Genomic DNA, 19230 nt, shown 5'->3' with positions numbered 1-19230 from the left:
TTGGGCATAACGAAACACCTCTGACGAAAGCTTCAGGGTGTCCACCAAGGCGGGTCTCCATGACCCGTCTCCTATGCATGAGGCTCGGCACCGGACCACCCGGTGCAACCCTCGAAAGCCTGCATGCTGTGAGACGGGTCGCCCCTATCTCAGGCGAACATCTGGTCTAGGGGGCCCGATCGCAGAGCAGCGCGAGACGCAAAGCGGCCGCATTTCGTCGGGCGAATCGGCTACGTCAGACGAACAGCGACGTATCGCGCTTGTCCGATGCGCGATACTGGACAGCCACGTCCTGAACCGGGTTCGGCAGCCATCGTCAGGCACGACGGTCTGAGGCGAGGAACGCCGCCAACAGGAACTCCTTGTTCCCTTCAGGTCCGACCACTGGACTTTCGACCACGCCAGCTACGGTCCAGCCCGGACGCTCGGACCACCAGCGGGTCACCCGCTGGCAGACCGCCTGATGCACCGCCGGGTCCCGCACCACCCCTTTGCGGCCGACCAATGCTGCCCCTGCCTCGAACTGCGGCTTGATCAAGACGATTGCCCATGCACCGGCCACGCATAACGCCAGCGGCGCGGGCAGCACCGTCTCCAGCCCGATAAAGCTGGCATCACACACCAGTGCCTGGATCGGATCGGGCACCGCGCCGCGATCCAGATAGCGGGCGTTGGTCTTTTCATGCACCACGACCCGGTTGTCGCAGCGCAATCGCCAGGCAAGCTGCCCATGGCCGACATCCACCGCATGAACCTTGCGGGCGCCATTCGCTAGCAAGACGTCGGTGAAGCCGCCCGTGGACGCGCCGATGTCCAGACAGCTGCGGTCGGCCGGTGAGACTTTGAAATGTGCCAGTCCATGGGCCAACTTCAGGCCGCCACGGGAAACCCACGGGTGGTCCTGCCCGCGTACCGCCAACGGAACATCCTCGGCCAGCAGGTCGCCGGCCTTGCCAACCCGGGCTTCGCCGGTGAACACCTTGCCGGCCAGAATCAGCGCCTGCGCCCGTGTGCGGCTCTCGACCAGACCGCGCAGCACCAGCAACTGATCGGCGCGTTGTTTGCCCATCGCTTGATCGGCGCGTCGGTTGCCCATCGCGTAATCGGCGCGTCGGTTGCCCATCGTGTGATCGACGCGTCGGTTGCCCATCGTGTGATCGACGCGTCGGTTACCTATCGTGTGATCGGCGCCTCGGTTGCCCATCGCGTTATTCCAGCGGCCGCGTCCCCAGCGATCCGTCGGCCCGCTGCACCAGCGCCTCGACCCTGGCCTCGACCTCGGCCAGCTTGGCCTCACAACGGCGGCGCAATTTCACCCCACGCTCGAAGGCCTGCACCGCGGCGTCGAGCTTCAGGGTGCCGCCCTCCAGTCCGCGCACGATCTGGTCAAGCTCCGCCAACGCGTCCTCGAACGACAGGTGACTGACATCGTCTTCCGACATGCTCCGCGGCCTTTGCTCTGTGTTGCGGCGTCGGCAAGGCACCTCCGTCGCTGCCAATCGCCAAGTCGTCGCGCTCAGGCCAGAGTCCTGCCCTGCCCAACTCTCGCCCTGCCAGACTCCTGCCCTGACACTACCGTTGTTCAATCCTCGGTCAACTCGCGTCAACCGCATCCGACCGCGCCACGCTTGCCGCGATTTCCATCGCCTCTCATCCGCCGCGGCAGCCGCGACCCGCATCCCGCGTCATCGGCCGACCGCCACTTGCCGAGGTCTCGAGCGAAGCGCCGAACCATCCTCCTCCTCAGCCAGCGGCAGCACCAGCACGGCACGCAGCCCGGGTTCGTTGTCTTCCAATCGCAGTTCCCCACCGTGCAGGTGGGCAACCGCCAGCACCAGCGACAGGCCAAGCCCGGACCCCGGCGTGCTGCGCGCGGACTCGCCACGATAGAACCGGTCGGTCGCCTTGTCCCGTTCATCGAGGGCAATGCCCGGTCCCTGATCACCCACGGCAACAAAGACCATGGCGGAGACAGACGCGCTCAACCGCACCGTTCCGTCCTTTGGCGAGAACTTCATCGCGTTGTCCACCAGATTGGCGATCGCCTGCTGGATCATCGCCTTGTCGCCGTAGGCTGGCACCGCGTCGGGTGTTTCGACCCGGAGGACAAGGCCGCGGTCCTCCGCCACCGCGCCGTATAGGTCGCCGACCTCCGCCAGCAGGGGCACCAGATCAAGCTTCGCGAACGACGACCGGCGGGACCCGGCCTCGATCTCGGCGATGCGCAGCAGGGCCTGGAACACCGCCACGATGCCATCGAGGTCGACCGTCGCCCGTTCGATCGCGGCGCGCAGGTCGTCCGGCGTCTCAGCATGCAGTGCGGCGTCCTCCAGACGGGTGCGGGCACGCGTGATCGGCGTGCGCAGGTCATGCGCGATGGCGTTCGACACCTGCCGGACGCCGTCCATCAGCCGGCCGATCCGGTCCAGCATGTCGTTGATCACATCGGCGACCTGGTCGAACTCGTCACCGCGGCCGGTCAACCGGACGCGCTGGGCGAAGTCGCCGGCGGCGATGGCGCTCGCGGTGGCGGACACGTTGGCCAAGGTTCGTCGGAACAGGCTGCGGACCACCAGCGCGCCGATGGTCGCCATCAGCAGTACGACAATGATCGCCCAAAGCAGGGCGTCCGCCAGCAAGGCGCGCAACTGCGCGCGCACCTGAACGTCCCGGCCGATCAGCAGACGATAGCCGCCAGGCAGATCGTAGCGCTGCACGTTCGCCACCGACTTCAGGCCCGCCCGCGTCACCGGCAACCCATACCAGGGCCCCGCCTCGGTGACCGAGGGCGGCCAGGCGGCAAGGTTGCCGGCAATCCGCTTGTTCTGTGGGTCGACCAGCAGATAGATCGCATCGTCATCGATGTTCTGTGCCAGCCGCTCGTCGATGGTGACCACCAGGGCAGCAAGGCCGCCGTCCGCCCAGCGCTCCGACAGACCCTGCGCGTCCGCGTTTATCGCCGCCTCGGTCTGCCGGTCGAGCAACCCCGCCGTCGCCCACCACAGGAAGACCGCGAGCGCCGTGGCGCTGAGCGTCAGCAACAGGGCGTAGATTACACCGAACCGGAAGCCCGCGGATCGAAAGATCACCCGGTCGATCATCGTCGAACCCGCCGGCGGCGCACGCTTCGGCGCACAACGCCGCCACGGCTCATGCCCTGCCGCAGGCCTCGTTTCGTCCGCGAGGACCACACGCCCGGCGAGGACGAGACGCTCCGCGAGGACCAAACGCGGCGGCCAACCCGGACCTGGCGCGGCTGACGCATCACGGCACGCTTCCGATAGCCTGTTCCCCCCGCGTCACCCGCTCCCGGAACCTATGATGTCCCAGATTGCTATGATATCACGGCTGCTCAGCCCGCAACATATAGCCGGCATTGCGCACGGTGTGGATCAGGCCGCTGGGAAATGGTTTGTCCACCTTCTGCCGCAGACGAGAAACATGCACGTCGATCACGTTCGTCTGCGGGTCGAAATGATAATCCCACACGCCCTCCAGCAGCATGGTCCGGGTCACCACCTGCCCGGCATGCCGCATCAGGTATTCCAGCAGACGAAATTCCCGAGGCTGCAGGTCGATCTTCTGCCCGGCCCGCTTGACCTGCCGCGACAGCAGATCCAGTTCCAGGTCCTCGACCACCAGCTTGGTCACCGGACCCTCACCTTTGCCGCGGCGGTTCAGCGCCTCGACCCGGGCGAGCAATTCGGCGAACGCGAAGGGCTTGGTCAGGTAATCGTCACTGCCGGCCTTCAGGCCCTTGACCCGGTCGTCGACCTCGGCCATCGCCGACAGGATCAGCACCGGCACGGCGTTCTTCTGTCCGCGCAAGGTCTCCAGGATCTTCAGGCCGTCGATGCCGCCGGGCAGCATCCGGTCGAGCACCACCGCGTCGAACGTTTCGCTCGCCGCCATGAACAAGCCGTCCCGACCGTTATCCGCGTGCTCCACCACGTGGCCGGCCTCGCGCAGGCCGCGCACGACGAAGCCGGCGACATCCTTATCATCCTCGACCACCAGGATCCGCATCGTGCTTTCCTCCGCCTTCAAGTCTCGCTTCCCGCGGCGCCCCGCGGCCGCTACGACGTGCGATCGCGACCGGTGACCGCTTCATCCAACGCGCAACACCAGGCGCCCGGATCGGACCATTAACCAGCCTGCTGCTCGGGCGGCCGACGCCCGGCGTCGACCGGAATTTCGAGTTGCCGCCCCTGGCGCCGGACCGTGACCCGGACGCTGTTGCCGGGTGCCACCACGGCAACAGCACGGATCAGACCACGCGCATTGTCGATCTTCTCGCCGTTGATGGCGGTGACCACGTCGCCTGCCCGGATGCCCGATCGCGCCGCCGGTCCATTGCGATCCAGCCCGGCTATCGTGACACCGCTGTCACCGTCCTCGACCGACACGCCAAGCCAGCCGCGGGCAATGGACCCTTTGCTGATGAGTTGCGCCACCGTGCGGCTGGCGCCATCGCTGGGGATCGCGAAGCCGATGCCGACCGACGCCCCGGTGGGTGAGACGATCACCGAACTGACGCCGATCACCTCGCCGTCCATGTTGAACACCGGGCCGCCGGAGTTGCCGGGATTGATCGGCGCGTCCAGTTGCAGGAAGTTGCTGAACAGGCCAGAGCCCAAATCGCGCCCCTCGGCCGAGATGATGCCGACGGAGACCGAACCCCCGAGGCCGAACGGATTGCCCGCCGCCAGGATCCAGTCACCGACCTCGGCCCGGCGCGAGTCGCCCCAGGCGACGCTGGGTAGCGATGTGCTGCTTTTCACCTTGATCACGGCAACGTCGGTCAGCTCGTCGCGGCCGATCACGGTGGCCGGCAACTCGCGTCCATCGGTCAGCGAAACCACGATCTTGTCGGCGTGGTCGACCACATGGTTGTTGGTGACGATAATGCCGCTCGGATCAATGATGAAACCCGAACCGGCGCCGGCTACCTGCTCATGGCTATTGCCGAACCGCCGGCGGAATTCCCGCCCCAGCGGCGTGTCACGCAATTCGCGCGGCAGTTCGCCAAGCACTTCGCCACCGGTGACGGTTTCCGTCACCGCGATATTCACCACCGCCGGCAGCACCTTCTTGACCAGAGGAGCCAGGCTGTCCGGCGCGCCGCGCGCTTTAGCCGGATGGGGTGAGCAAGCCGTCGCCAGCAACGCCAGACTCAGGAACAGGCTCTGGGACAGCCGCTGCCGCTGCATCGCATACGACCGGAATAACGCTGGGGCAGCTGGCATGATGCGGAACTCGTCTCCGAATGAGCGGCGAGAGCGCGATCGTCTGAGGTTGAACAACCTCAGACGTGAATCACCCTCTCAAAACAGTGGGCACGGTAGTTGCCAGCACATGGCATGCGACCGAGGCGGTAACAAGAATCTGCTCGACCGGTTTCGCGATCAGTTTTCAGAGGGATTGGCGCCGTCTGGCGGCCAATGGTGTTTGGGGTAGCGGCCGCGCATGTCACGCCGGGCATCCGCCCAGGCGCTTTTCCAGAAGCCACGCAGGTCCGCGGTAACAGCGATCGGCCGCCCGGCCGGCGATAACAGCGCCAACCGCAGCGCGATGCGCCCGCCAGCCAGCACCGGGGTCGTGGCCATGCCATAGAATGCCTGCGCCCGAGCCGCCGCCAACGGCGGAGTCTCGGTGTAGTCGACGGCGGCGCGTCCGCCGGGCAGCGTCAGGTAGGCCGGCAGCTCGCGATCCAGCCGCGACGACAGGTCCCAGACCATCCGGCCCCGCAGAATGGCCTGCAGATCCAGCCGTGCCAGCTCCGACAAACCGCCGATGCCGGCCAGATAAGGCGTCAGCCAGTCCTGGATCGTCGCCTTCAACACCGCATCGCTGAGATCCGGCCAGCCCGCCTCGGGCTCGATCGTACGCATCAGCGCGATCCGAACCTGCAGCTGGCGGGTCGCGGCCGACCACGGCAGCGGCCGAAGATCCTGGGCCATGACGGCGTTGGCGAGTGCCCCGGGGATCTGGGCCGGATCGCCTTGTTCGGTTCGATCGGACAGGATCAGCGCCCCCAGCCGCCGACGGCGACGGGTCACCACCGTGCCGGTGACCAGGTCGAAGCCGCTCTCAACCTGCTCGACCACCCGCCTGGCCAGGACTGCCGGCAGAGCGGCCGGATCCAATGTGGCGGCCAGCCGGATGCGCGACGCTGCCTTCAGTTCCAGCGCCGCGGCAACCAGCAGGCCGGCCTTCGACAGCGGATCGGTGATCGGCAGGCGGGCACTGCCGCCACCAGACAGGCGGAAAGAGCCGGGCTCGCCGCGTCGCTGCGCGATCCGGTCGGGAAACGCGGCGGCCAGCAAGGGTCCCGCCTCGCCGTCCGCCACCGCGTCCTTAGGCACCCGCAGGCGCCGTCGATACTGCTCGGCCACGCGGCGAATGCGGTTCAACGCGCCCCGGTCGGCGGCGGGATGGCCGTGCTCGATCGCCGCGATGCGGATCGCGATATCGGCCGGCGCGTCGCGGCCGCCCAAGGGGTCACGTTCCTCCAGCAGCGCGGCGAGCACGGCGGCGAGCGCGGCCTGCCCGACGCTTCCGGCGGCCAACATCATCGCCGCCAGCCGGGGATGGGCGCCGATCCGAACCATCGCGCTGCCGGCGGTCGTGATGCGGCCGTCCGCGTCCAGCGCGTCCAGTTCGCCCAGCAACGCGGCGGCGGCGGCCAAAGCCCCGGCAGGCGGCCTGTCCCGCAGCTTCAGGTCCGCCGGCGCCGTGCCCCAGGCCGCGCATTCCAGCAGCAACCCGGACAGCTCGGCATCCAGGATCTCCGGCGGGTCGAACGCGGCCAGGCCACGATGCAGGGCCGGCGACCAGACGCGGATCGCGACGCCAGCGGCCTCACGCCCGGCGCGGCCAGCCCGCTGGTCGGCTGCGGCACGCGAGATGCGGGCGGTGGTCAGACGGGTCAGGCCGGTCGCCGGGTCCAGCCGCGGGACGCGTCGCCAGCCGCCGTCAACCACGATCCGCACGCCCGGAACCGTCAGCGAGGTCTCGGCGATCGAGGTCGCCAGGACAATGCGGCGGCTATCGGCGGGGCGTAGCGCGCGGTCCTGATCGGCCGCCGGCAGGTCGCCGTGCAGCGGCAGGACAACCGCACCACACCCCTCCAGGGCTGCCTGGGTACGCCGGATCTCCGCCATGCCGGGAAGAAACGCCAGGATGTCGCCTTCATGTTCGGCCAGTACCCGACGGATGGCGCGGGCCACGGCGTCGGGCAGGTCCCGGACGTGGGCGATGTCGCGCGGCTGGTGCTCCACCGCCACCGCGAACATCCGGCCGGCACTTTCAACGATCGCCGCATCCATCGTCTCGGCAAGCCGGGCGCCGTCGGCGGTGGCGGACATCGCCAGCAGCCGAAGCTCCGGCCGCAGCACACGCTGCAGGTCCAGGCACAGCGCCAGGGCGAGGTCCGATTCCAGCGAACGCTCATGCACCTCGTCCAGAATGACCGCGGCGACCCCGGCCAGCCCCGGATCGGACTGCAGCCGGCGCAGCAGCAGCCCCTCGGTGATGACCTCGATCCGGGTCTCCGCCGAGGCCGCCCCGTCGATCCGGGTGCGGTAGCCGATCGTGCCGCCGACCGGCTGGCCGAGCAGGAAGGCCATGCGCGCGGCGGCCGCCCGGGTGGCCAGGCGACGCGGCTCCAGCATCAGGATGCGGCCATCCCCGCGCCACCCGGCCTCGAGCAACGCCAGTGGCACAAGCGTGGTCTTGCCGGCACCGGGCGGCGCGACCAGCACCGCGTTGCGCCCGGCATTCAGGGCGGCCAGCAGCGCCGGCAGGGCGTCGGAAACCGGAAGTTCCAGATCGATCACGATCGGCGGGTCATACGCCGTCTTCCGCCCGCGTCACAGGCTGCGCGGGCATTACCGCCGCCGCCGGCGGTCGCTGACGCGAGCCTTGAGCCGCACCGGACCACCGCAGGCAGGATCGCGCCCGAAACAGGAACAACCGCTGCGGCAACGCTCTTACGCCGGCGTGGCGTGATCCGGGTGCTGATGGTTGACGATAACCTTGGCCGCGCTGCTGCTCTCGCTGGTGGGCGTATCCGGAAGCCGACCGGCCAGCAGCAGATCGATCCAGGGCAGACGGGCTTCCACGCCGTAATTCTTCGTCGGCGGCAGACCCGCCGGTTGATCCAGGCTGCCCGTCGTGACCTCGATCGCATCGCCGTCAAGGTATTGAAATGTCAGCGGCGTGCCGCAGGCGGCGCAGAAATGACGTCGAGCCACCGACGAGCTGTTGAAGCTGGCAGGCTGCCCGCGGGTCCAGGCAAAGTCTACGCTCGGCACCTTGCAGAACGCGGCAAATGGGCCGCCAACCGCCTTCTGGCACATCCGGCAATGGCACACCGTCGACTCCGGCGCCGCGAAAAGTGCATAGCGAACGGCGCCGCACTGACATCCCCCTGCCATCTTCGGCTCTTGGCTGGACATTCGTTCTCCTTTCAGCTCTGGATCGCGGTCGGCTAGGCCTCGGTCCCCACTCAGGAAATTTCTTCCCAGGCCCGAACAAGCCCGGTTGCGGTGGGAAGTTTCTTCCCGTACACTGCCGCTCATGCCGATACCTGTCGACCGTATCATAGAACGCATGGGTGGGCCGGATGTTGCGGCCCGGGCCGCCGGCGTGGGCACCGAGGCGGTGCGCAAGTGGCGCCAGCACGGCGCCATCCCGTCCCGCCACTGGGCCGCGGTCATCGCCGCCACCGGACTGACGATGGCCGACCTGCAAACCACTTCTTCTCATCCCGAGGGTGCCCCCATGCCAGACGCGACCGACGTCGTTCCCACGGGTGCGACCGCCGCCCTGGTTCTGGCCGACGGGACCATCTTCTGGGGCGTTGGCTTCGGCGCCCACACCCAGCCGACCGGCCCGGTCGGGGAGGTCTGCTTCTGCACCAGCATGACCGGCTATCAGGAAACCCTGACCGACCCGTCTTTCGCCGGGCAGATCATCACCTTCACCTTCCCCCACATCGGCAACGTCGGCACCAACAACAGCGATCTGGAAGCCACGACGATCGCCGCCAGGGGTCTGGTGGTGCAACAGGACATCACCGAACCATCGAACTGGCGGTCGGTGCAGACACTGCAAGACTGGCTCCGGACGCAGGGCGTCACCGGCATCGCCGGGATCGACACCCGGGCACTGACCATCCGCATCCGCGAACACGGCGCGCCGGCCGGCGTGCTGGCATTCCCCGCGAACGGGCGGTTCGACGTCGGCGCCCTGCGCGCCCAGGCCGCGAAATGGCCGGGGCTGGAGGGGATGGACCTGGCGAAACAGGTCACCTGCCGCCAGTCATATCAATGGAACGAGACGAAGTGGGTCTGGCCGGACGGTGCCGGCCGACAGCGCGCGGCGGACTACCATGTCGTGGCGGTGGATTACGGGGCCAAGCTGAACATCCTGCGCTGCCTCGCCTCGGCCGGCTGCCGGGTGACGGTGGTGCCGGCCACTGCCTCGGCCGATGACATCCTGCGGCACACGCCGGATGGTGTCTTCCTCTCCAACGGTCCCGGCGATCCGGCGGCGACCGGTGCGTACGCGGTGCCGGTGCTGCGCCAGGTGCTCGATCGCGGTGTGCCGATCTTCGGCATCTGCCTCGGCCATCAGCTGCTGGCCCTCGCACTCGGCGGCCAGACCTACAAGCTGCGGCGCGGCCACCGCGGCGCCAACCAGCCGGTCAAGGATCTGGCCACCGGCAAGGTGGCGATCACCAGCCAGAATCACGGCTTTGCCGTCGATGCCGCCTCGCTGCCGGCCAGCGCCAAGGTCACCCATGTGTCGCTGTTCGACGGCTCCAACGAGGGCATCGCGTCGACCGACCGGCCGGCATTTTCGGTGCAATATCATCCCGAGGCGAGCCCGGGCCCAAGCGACAGCCATTACCTGTTTCAACGGTTCATCGCGATGATGAGCGATGTCCGACGTCAAAACGCCACCGTGGCGACCGAAAGGTTCATCCAGTGAAGCGGCCTGTGGATCTGGCGTAGATGCCGTCCGGACCACGCGCTGTCCCCGGCACGGTTTGGGTGCTGCGCCTCAGACGCTGCATCGGCCGGTCGATCATCACCAACATGCCCCAGGCCGCCAGCAACGTGACGGCGAACGAGGCTGCGAAGAACATGAAGCTTCGCCCAAAGCCGAACACCGGCAGGAACCAGGCGGCCATGGTGGTATGAAGCAGATACACCGGATAGGACAATTCGCCGGCGATGTTGTCGGCCGGGCTCGACCTGATTTCAGCCAGCGACAGCACCACCCACGCGGAGAGCGGAACCGACAGCCACAACCCATAGGTCCACGGCCAGTAAACGTTAACCAACCAGTAGCATCCGTGCGCGCACCAGATCAGCACGCTCAGGATCGGATGAGCAAACCGCCGCAGGCTGCCGCGGTAGTGGCAGACAACAGCCCCCAGCGCGAAAGGCATCAGTCCGGTGGCGAACCCGCAGTATCGTGCGACGAAGGTCGGCATGCCGAAGCCGAACTGCAGGTTGGCGAAGCTGGCGACGGCCAATCCGAGCATCGCGGCAGCCTTGCTCTGGGCGAACAACGGCATCAGTGCGTAGGCCCAGACCTCGACGAACAACGCGGCGGAAACCGGAACCGGAAGTCCTTGCTGCGACACGAACGGCACCATCGCGAGATTGCCGACCCACTCCTGACCACTTTGGGGCAGCATGAACTGCGGATTCAATATGGTCGGGTCGACCCCGATCCGGCGAAGCACCAGGATCGTCACGATGCCGAACACGCCGGCGACGATGAAGGACGGGTAGATGCGCAGCAGTCGATTGAACGCGAAACGGCCAAGCCCGCACGGCGCGATGCCGTATTTGATGGTCAGCACCAAGGTCATCAGATAGCCGCTGAGGACGAAAAACCCCCACACTGCGTAGGCCGCCGGACCATCGATCATGCCTGCCCACAAATGTGAGATCGCAACCAGCAACGCGAGAAACAATCGCCAGCTCCCAAGGCCGATTTTCATGATGTCGCCCGCCTGAACAATACGTTGTCATTAATATAGCAGACTGAAAATGAAGTCATGGCGGAAATGAAATGAGGAGAGCGCCCCCAGGACCGCGGGACAGCGATTTCGGCGACCGCACCCGCTGCTGATAAAAACCCGGAAGAAGTTTTGACCCATGCCCAAACGCACCGACATTACATCCGTCATGATCATCGGCGCCGGCCCGATCGTGATCGGTCAGGCCTGCGAGTTCGACTATTCCGGGGCGCAGGCCTGCAAGGCGCTGCGCGCCGAGGGCTACCGCGTCATCCTGGTCAACTCCAATCCCGCCACCATCATGACCGATCCCGGTCTGGCCGATGCGACCTATATCGAGCCGATCACACCCGAGATGGTGGAAAAGATCATCGCGCGGGAGAAACCGGACGCGCTGCTGCCCACCATGGGCGGCCAGACCGCGCTGAATACGGCGATGAAACTGCACGCCGATGGTGTGCTGGAACGGCACGGCGTCGAACTGATCGGCGCTAAGGCCGAGGTCATCGATCGCGCCGAGGATCGTCTCAAGTTCCGCGATGCGATGGCCGAGATCGGCATCGAATCGCCGCGCTCCGCCATCGCCCATTCCATGGCCGAAGCCCGCGCCGCCCTGGCGATGACCGGGTTGCCCGCCGTCATCCGGCCCAGTTTCACCCTGGGTGGCACCGGCGGCGGCATCGCCTATAACCGAGAGGAATTCGAACAGATCGTCACCGGCGGCCTGGATGCCTCCCCCACCACCGAAGTCCTGATCGAGGAATCCGTGCTCGGCTGGAAAGAATATGAAATGGAGGTAGTGCGCGACAGCGCCGACAACTGCATCATCATCTGCGCGATCGAGAATGTCGATCCGATGGGCATCCACACCGGGGACTCCGTCACGGTAGCCCCGGCACTGACGCTGACCGACAAGGAATATCAGCGGATGCGTGACGCCTCCATCGCCTGCCTGCGACGGATCGGCGTCGATACCGGCGGCTCCAACGTGCAGTTCGGCCTGAACCCGGCCGACGGGCGCATGGTCGTCATCGAAATGAACCCGCGGGTGTCGCGCTCCTCGGCGCTGGCCTCGAAGGCGACCGGCTTCCCGATCGCCAAGATCGCCGCCAAGCTGGCGGTCGGCTACACCCTCGACGAACTGACCAACGACATCACGATGGTCACCCCGGCCAGTTTCGAGCCGACCATCGACTACGTCGTGGTCAAGATCCCTCGCTTCACCTTCGAGAAATTCCCCGGCACCCCGGCGTTGCTGACCACCAGCATGAAATCCGTCGGTGAGGCGATGGCGATCGGACGGTGCTTCGCCGAGGCGTTGCAGAAAGGTCTTCGCAGCATGGAAACCGGCCTGTCCGGTCTCGACCCCATCGATCCGCCAGGCGATGGCGGGCGCGATGCCTTCCGCGCCGCGCTGTCCCAGCCGACGCCGGACCGGCTGCTGACCGCCGGCCAGGCCCTGCGCGCCGGCCTCACGGTGGATGAGATCCACGAAGTCACCAAATTCGACCCCTGGTTCCTGCGCGAGCTTGAACGCATCGTCACCGCCGAACGCCAGGTCGCCGCCGCCGGCCTGCCGCACGAGGCCGGCGCGTTGCGTCGCCTGAAGGCGCTGGGCTTCTCCGACAGGCGCCTGGCCGAACTCACCGGCAAGGCCCCGGCCGACGTCCGCGCCACGCGGACCGCCCTCGGCGTGACGGCGGTCTACAAGCGCATCGACACCTGCGCGGCGGAATTCGCCTCCAGCACCCCTTACATGTATTCGACGTTCGAGGGCGGCTACGGCACCCCGGCCTGCGAAGCCGATCCCACCGACCGCGACAAGGTGATCATCCTCGGCGGTGGTCCGAACCGCATCGGACAAGGCATCGAATTCGACTATTGCTGTGTCCACGCCGCTTACGCCCTGAAGGACGCCGGCTTCGAAACCATCATGGTCAACTGCAACCCGGAAACCGTCAGTACCGACTACGATACCGCCGACCGCCTCTATTTCGAGCCACTGACCGAGGAAGACGTCATCGCCCTCGTTCGCCGTGAGCAACAGAACGGCACGGTCCTGGGCTGCATCGTTCAATACGGCGGCCAGACACCTCTGAAACTGTCGCAGGCGCTGGCACGCGAAGGCATCCCCATCCTTGGGACCTCAGCCGATGCGATCGACCTCGCCGAGGACCGGGAGCGGTTTCAGCAACTGCTGCAACGCCTCGGGCTGCGCCAGCCCGACAACGGCATCGCCCGCTCCGCCGCCGAGGCCGACTCGATCGCCGATCGTATCGGTTACCCGGTGGTGATCCGGCCCAGCTATGTGCTGGGCGGACGGGCGATGGAGATCGTTTACGACCGCGCCGGCCTGCACCGCTATATGCGTGAGGCCGTGCGTGTTTCCGGCGAAGGCATGATCGCCTCCGAACCGATCTTGATCGACCGCTACTTGAACGATGCGATCGAGGTCGATGTCGACTGCATCTGCGACGGCGAGTCGGTTTATGTTGCTGGCGTTATGGAACACATCGAGGAAGCCGGCATCCATTCCGGCGATTCCGCTTGCTCGCTGCCACCCTACTCGCTTTCCCACGCCATGATCACCGAACTCAAATCCGAAACCGAGGCGCTGGCCAAGGCGCTCCAAGTCGTTGGCCTGATGAACGTCCAGTACGCCATCAAGGACGACACGATCTACGTGCTGGAGGTCAATCCCCGCGCCTCTCGCACCGTGCCGTTCGTTGCCAAGGCGACCGGCGTGGCCATCGCCAAGATCGGTGCCCGGGTCATGACCGGGGCAAAGCTGGCGACCGACTTCAAGCTGGACGACGACCAGATCGCACCGCACGTCGCGGTCAAGGAAGCCGTCTTTCCGTTCGCCCGCTTCCCCAACGTCGACACCATCCTGGGGCCGGAAATGAAGTCCACCGGCGAAGTCATGGGCCTCGATTCCGGGTTCGAGCGGGCTTTCGCCAAGGCCCAGCTCGGCGCCGGCGTGCTGCTGCCGATGCAGGGCCGGGTGTTGCTGTCGATCAAGGACGCCGACAAGAAAGGGCTTCCCGCCCTGGCCCGCCGGCTGAACGACATGGGCTTCGCGATAATGGCCACCCGCGGAACCGCCGGCCGCATCCGCGATGCCGGACTTCCGGTCACCGTGGTGAACAAGGTCCTGGAAGGCCGCCCGCACTGCGTCGACGCCATCCGCTCGGGGGAGGTGCAACTGGTGATCAACACAGCCTCCACCCCGCAATCCGTCGCCGACAGCTTCGCCATCCGTCGCAGCGCCCTGACCCACGGCGTGCCGCACTACACGACCTTGGCCGGGGCACGCGCCGCGGTTCACGCAATCGCGGCATTAAAAGCCGGGACGCTTGAAGTCGCGCCGCTACAGTCTTACTTTCGCGGTTCGTTTTGAACCCATGCGCCGCGGTAGGGGACGACCCGGCCGCGGTTGCGTCGTCTGGATTCAACCGTAGTGATCGAGGATTGAAGGACCACGCCGTGCAGAAGTTTCCAATGACCGCCCACGGGCTGCAGCGGTTGGAAGAGGAGCTCCGCGCCCTGAAGACGCAAGAGCGTCCGGCCATCATCCGCGCCATCGCGGAAGCCCGGTCGCATGGCGACTTGTCAGAAAACGCCGAGTACCACGCGGCGCGCGAACGCCAATCCTTCGTCGAAGGGCGTATCCAGGAACTGGAGGAAATCGTCGGCGGCGTCGAAATCATCGATCCGTCCACGCTGTCCGGCTCGCACGTCAAGTTCGGCGCGCATGTCAAATTGGTAGATGAAGAGACCGAGAAGGAAGCGTCCTACCAGATCGTCGGCGTGTATGAGGCCGATATCAAAGCCGCTCGCCTGTCGATCTCCTCGCCGCTGGCAAAGGCGCTGATCGGCAAGAAAGTCGGCGATACCGTGTCCGTGCCGGCCCCGGGTGGCGATCGCTCATACGAAATCCTGGAAGTCCGCTTCATCTAAGCGTAAACTCACGAAACGATGATCACGCTCGCGGACGTTGAGCAGGCGTCCCAGCGCTTCGCCGGGCGTGTCCTGCGCACCCCCATGGTGCCCAGCCAGGCCATCTCTCGCATCACCGGCGCGGATGTCTTGCTGAAGCTTGACAACATGCAGGTGACCGGGGCCTTCAAGGAACGCGGAGCCGCCAACCGCCTGGCGATGCTCAGCCAGCAGGAGCAGGCGCGCGGGGTGATCGCGATGTCGGCCGGCAACCACGCCCAGGCGGTCGCTCGCCACGCCCAGCTGCTCGGCATCGCCGCTACCATCGTGATGCCGCGGTTCACCCCCTCGACCAAGGTCACCCGCACCGCCGCCTGGGGTGCGAAGGTCGTGATGGTTGGCGAAACCTTGGCCGAGGCGGCGGCGCATGCGCATGAACTGGCCGCGGCGCAGTCGCTGGTGTTCATTCATCCCTACGACGACGTCGGCATCATCGCTGGCCAGGGCACGCTGGCGCTGGAAATGCTGCAGGACGCGCCGGACCTCGACGCGCTGATCATCCCGGCCGGCGGTGGCGGATTGCTCGCCGGCTGCCTGGTCGCCGCGACAGCGCTTAATCCGGGGATCGCGGTCTATGGCGCCGAGGTGGAAACCTACCCCGCCATGGCCCAGCGTCTGGCCGGCCGCTCGGTGTCCGTCGGTGGCGCAACGATCGCCGAGGGAATCGCGGTACGTGACATCGGTGAAATTCCCTTCGAGATCGTTCGCCGCCGTATCGCCGGCGTCCTGGTCGCACCCGAACGCGCCATCGAGGAAGCCATCGCACTGCTGGTCGAAGCCGCCAAGACCGTGGCCGAGGGCGCCGGGGCCGTCGGCCTGGCGGCGCTGCTGGCATACCCGGAACGATTCCGCGGCAAAAAGGTCGGCGTCGCCATCACCGGCGGCAATATCGACGCCCGCATCCTGTCGAACGTGCTGTTGCGCGCCCTGCTGCGCGACGGCCGCCTGCTGCGGCTGCATCTGCAGATCCCCGATCGCCCCGGCGTTCTCGCCGATATCGCGGGCAAGATCGGCGGCTCGGGCGGCAATATCATCGAGGTGTCGCACCAACGGCTGTTCGCCTCCTCTTCCGTGCAGGCCGCCGAACTGGAGGTCATGGTGGAGGCACGCGACAAGCTTCATGCGACCGCGATCATTGAGGCTCTGGAACAGAGCTACATCGTTCGACAGGTGTAACGTAGGCCGACCACGGCAGGAGTAACGCATGAGCACATCGCGGCCCGCGCACCTGGCCACGCTGGAGGCGGAAAGCATCCAGATCCTGCGGGAGGTCGGCGCACAGGCCGCCAGGCCGGTCATGCTCTATTCGATCGGCAAGGACTCCTCGGTCCTGCTGCACCTGGCGCGCAAGGCGTTCTACCCGGCCAGGCCGCCGTTCCCGCTGGTGCATATCGACACGACCTGGAAATTCCGCGCGATGATCACGTTTCGCGACAGAACGGTGCGCGAGCTCGGGCTCGATCTGCGGGTCCACACCAATCCGGACGGGCTGCGGAAAAATATCAATCCCTTCGACCATGGCGGCGCCTACACTCAGATCATGAAGACCGACGCGCTGAAACAGGCGCTCACCGACGGCAAATACGACTTCGCCATCGGCGGCGCTCGGCGTGACGAGGAACGATCGCGGGCCAAGGAGCGGATCTTCTCGATCCGAGCGCCGGGACATGCCTGGGATCCGAAGCGGCAACGACCGGAGCTTTGGCATCTATACAATGGTCAGTTGGCACCCGGCGAAACGATGCGCGCGTTTCCGTTGTCGAACTGGACTGAACTGGACGTCTGGACATACATCGCGGCGGAAAAAATCGAAGTGGTGCCTTTGTACTTCGCCGCCATGCACCCCACCTTGACGCGCGGCGGTCAACTCATCGTCGTGGATGACGAACGAATGCGGTTTGAGCCGAACGAGAAACCGGTGCCGCGGATGGTGCGGTTTCGATCACTCGGCTGCTACCCGCTGTCGGCCGCGGTCAGCTCGGACGCCGCGGATATCGATGCGCTGCTGGCCGAAATGCGGGTATCGCGCGATTCCGAACGCGCCGGCAGGCTGATCGACCAGGAGCAGGACTCGTCGATGGAACGCAAGAAGCGGGAAGGATATTTCTGATGCCCGACTCCGTTCTGCGTGTGCTGACCTGCGGCAGCGTCGATGACGGCAAGTCCACCCTGATCGGGCGCCTGCTGTTCGAATGCGGCACCATCCCCGACGACGTCATGGCGGCATTGCAGCGTGACTCCAGACGTTTCGGCACCGTCGAGGGCGGAACCGACTACGCCCTGCTGGTCGATGGTCTTGAAGCCGAGCGCGAACAGGGAGTGACGATCGACGTCGCCTATCGATTCTTCGAAACGCCGGCCCGACGTTTCATCCTGGCCGACACACCGGGTCACCAGCAGTACACCCGCAACATGGTCACCGGCGCCTCGACCGCCGATCTGGCCGTCCTGCTGATCGACGCCCGCAAAGGCATCCTGCCGCAAACCCGCCGCCATGCCGCCATCGCCTCGCTGCTGGGCATTCGCCAAGTCGTCCTGGCGGTCAACAAGATGGACCTGGTCGGCTTCGATGAGACCGTCTTCGCCGCGATCAGGCACGAGTTCCGCACGCTGCTGGGCAAGCTCGAATTCGACCGGATCACCCCGATCCCGATCTGCGCCCGCGATGGCGACAATGTCACCGGCCCCAGCTCTCGGATGGCATGGTACACCGGTCCGGTGATGCTGCGGGCGCTGGAAACCGCTGATCCGGCCTTGGCGAATATCGGGCCGTTCCGCATGCCGGTGCAATATGTCACCCGGCCCGACCATGGCTTTCGTGGTTACGCCGGCACCATCACCACCGGTGTGGTGCGGCCCGGCGACAAACTGGTCAACGCCGGTGCGCACACCGATGCCGTCGTGGCCCGGATCGTGACGATGGACGGCGACCGCGGCGAAGCCGGCGCCGGCGATCCCATCACCCTGGTGCTGGACCGCGAGATCGACATCTCCCGCGGTGATGTGCTGTCCGCCGAACCGGCGCCGGCCGCGGCGGAAGGAGTGGAAAGCTGGATCGTCTGGATGGACGAGACCCCACTGTTCCGCGGCCGCGCCTACCTGCTGATGCTGGCCAGCCGCACCGTCGTGGCGACAATCACCGACATCACCACCCGCCTCGACATGGAGACGCTGGAGGAGGTCAGCGTGCGCGAACTGGCGCTGAACGAGATCGGCCGGGTGTCGATCTCGCTGACCCATCCGGTGGTGTGCGAACCCTACGAGACCAGCCGTGAGCTGGGCGGCTTCATCCTGATCGACCGCTTGACCCGCGGCACTGTCGGTGCGGGCATGGTCACCGCCATCCGCACCCGCAGCGCCGACATCGTCTGGCATCGGCTGGACGTCGACAAGGCGGCGCGGGCGCGGCTGAAGGGCCAGAAAGCGGCCGTGCTTTGGTTCACCGGCCTGTCGGGCGCGGGAAAATCGACCATCGCGAACCTGGTGGAAAAGCGCCTGCATGCGTTGGGCCATCACACCATGATCCTGGACGGCGACAACGTGCGCCACGGATTGAATCGTGACCTGGGGTTTTCCGAAGCCGACCGCGTGGAAAACATCCGTAGGATCGCCGAGGTCGCCCGCCTGTTCGTCGAGGCCGGTCTGATCGTCATCGTATCTTTTATCTCGCCGTATCGGGCGGAACGGATGCTGGCGCGCGACCGCGTCGGCGGCGACGAGTTTCTGGAGATCTTCGTCGATACGCCGATCGCGGAATGCCGCCGGCGCGATACCAAGGGACTTTACGAAAAGGCCGACAGCGGCCAGCTCCGCAACTTCACCGGCGTCGATGCGCCGTACGAGGAACCGCTGGATCCGGAAATTCGCCTGCGCACGTTGGAGGCCGGACCGGATGCGCTTGCCGATGAGGTGGTGGCGAGGCTGCGTGCACGCGACATCATTGCCTGACCAACCGATGGCACACGCGTTTCAGCGCCATCGCCTGCGGGCGGAGAATATCCTCGACTCATGCCTTCACGCCAAGTCGGCTGATCCCATGACCACGCTCCTCGCGTGCCGGTGTGGCGTTGGGAGGGAAACCGAAGACGTGCGCCTGTCCGCGCCACGATACTCTCGGATCATCGCGATTCCACCAGAGATGATCATCATTTATCGCTGGTTCTCCTGATATTGACATCCAGCGTGGGCAATAC

At 66.3% G+C, this 19230-nt stretch carries 14 protein-coding genes; 6 read left to right on the top strand and 8 right to left on the bottom strand.

The genetic code is table 11. The features are described 5' to 3' along the window. Nucleotides 1-316: 316 nt before the first annotated feature. The 7 genes from ACQY4Y_RS00170 to ACQY4Y_RS00140 form a co-directional block, all read right to left on the bottom strand. Nucleotides 317-1069, bottom strand: coding sequence for a TlyA family RNA methyltransferase (locus tag ACQY4Y_RS00170; RefSeq protein ID WP_428488555.1), 753 nt, complete (start codon nt 1067-1069; stop codon nt 317-319). 139 nt (nt 1070-1208) lie between these two features. Next, entirely contained in the window at nt 1209-1442 is a 234-nt protein-coding gene (gene xseB / locus ACQY4Y_RS00165) for an exodeoxyribonuclease VII small subunit (protein ID WP_428488553.1), read from the bottom strand. Between the two features lie 243 nt (nt 1443-1685). Then, nucleotides 1686-3089 (bottom strand): sensor histidine kinase, encoded by a 1404-nt coding sequence (locus ACQY4Y_RS00160; RefSeq protein WP_428488552.1) that lies wholly within the window; start codon nt 3087-3089, stop codon nt 1686-1688. A 253-nt stretch (nt 3090-3342) separates the two neighbouring features. Next, nucleotides 3343-4026 (bottom strand): response regulator transcription factor, encoded by a 684-nt coding sequence (locus tag ACQY4Y_RS00155; RefSeq protein ID WP_428488551.1) that lies wholly within the window; start codon nt 4024-4026, stop codon nt 3343-3345. A gap of 119 nt (nt 4027-4145) precedes the next feature. After that, complete coding sequence (locus tag ACQY4Y_RS00150) at nt 4146-5246, bottom strand: trypsin-like peptidase domain-containing protein (RefSeq protein ID WP_428488550.1); 1101 nt, start codon at nt 5244-5246, stop codon at nt 4146-4148. A 159-nt stretch (nt 5247-5405) separates the two neighbouring features. After that, nucleotides 5406-7838: an ATP-dependent helicase HrpB gene (gene hrpB / locus ACQY4Y_RS00145; protein ID WP_428488549.1), complete on the bottom strand. Its 2433-nt coding sequence runs from the start codon at nt 7836-7838 to the stop codon at nt 5406-5408. A 153-nt stretch (nt 7839-7991) separates the two neighbouring features. Continuing rightward, on the bottom strand, nt 7992-8459 hold the full coding sequence (locus ACQY4Y_RS00140) for a GFA family protein (protein WP_428488548.1): 468 nt from the start codon (nt 8457-8459) through the stop codon (nt 7992-7994). A 121-nt stretch (nt 8460-8580) separates the two neighbouring features. On the opposite strand from ACQY4Y_RS00140, the gene carA reads away from it, so the two are divergent. After that, nucleotides 8581-9996, top strand: a complete 1416-nt coding sequence (gene carA / locus ACQY4Y_RS00135; RefSeq protein ID WP_428488547.1) for a glutamine-hydrolyzing carbamoyl-phosphate synthase small subunit — start codon at nt 8581-8583, stop codon at nt 9994-9996. On the opposite strand, the gene ACQY4Y_RS00130 is transcribed toward carA, so the two are convergent. After that, nucleotides 9986-11020: an acyltransferase family protein gene (locus ACQY4Y_RS00130; protein ID WP_428488546.1), complete on the bottom strand. Its 1035-nt coding sequence runs from the start codon at nt 11018-11020 to the stop codon at nt 9986-9988. The genes carA and ACQY4Y_RS00130 overlap by 11 nt on opposite strands. Nucleotides 11021-11177: 157 nt before the next feature. On the opposite strand from ACQY4Y_RS00130, the gene carB reads away from it, so the two are divergent. The 5 genes from carB to cysC all read left to right on the top strand — a co-directional run bounded on the left by carB (nt 11178) and on the right by cysC (nt 18985). Next, nucleotides 11178-14438, top strand: coding sequence for a carbamoyl-phosphate synthase large subunit (gene carB / locus ACQY4Y_RS00125; protein WP_428488545.1), 3261 nt, complete (start codon nt 11178-11180; stop codon nt 14436-14438). An 86-nt stretch (nt 14439-14524) separates the two neighbouring features. Further along, the gene (greA, locus tag ACQY4Y_RS00120; protein WP_428488554.1) at nt 14525-14998 is read left to right on the top strand and encodes a transcription elongation factor GreA; all 474 of its coding nucleotides are present in this window, start codon (nt 14525-14527) and stop codon (nt 14996-14998) included. Between the two features lie 18 nt (nt 14999-15016). Continuing rightward, the gene (locus ACQY4Y_RS00115; protein WP_428488544.1) at nt 15017-16213 is read left to right on the top strand and encodes a threonine ammonia-lyase; all 1197 of its coding nucleotides are present in this window, start codon (nt 15017-15019) and stop codon (nt 16211-16213) included. A gap of 28 nt (nt 16214-16241) precedes the next feature. Beyond that, nucleotides 16242-17147, top strand: a complete 906-nt coding sequence (gene cysD, locus ACQY4Y_RS00110; RefSeq protein WP_428488543.1) for a sulfate adenylyltransferase subunit CysD — start codon at nt 16242-16244, stop codon at nt 17145-17147. Further along, nucleotides 17147-18985 carry an adenylyl-sulfate kinase gene (gene cysC / locus ACQY4Y_RS00105; RefSeq protein ID WP_428488542.1) on the top strand — a complete coding sequence of 613 codons (1839 nt, stop codon included), beginning with the start codon at nt 17147-17149 and terminating at the stop codon, nt 18983-18985. Before cysD ends, cysC begins: the two co-directional genes overlap by 1 nt. The last annotated feature ends 245 nt before the right edge of the window (nt 18986-19230 follow it).

It is taken from the genome of Rhodopila sp. (genome assembly GCF_965277165.1).
GTDB lineage: Bacteria > Pseudomonadota > Alphaproteobacteria > Acetobacterales > Acetobacteraceae > Rhodopila.
The sequence above is the reverse complement of the archived record's forward strand: the minus strand, read 5'-3'. Positions and strand labels throughout refer to the sequence as shown.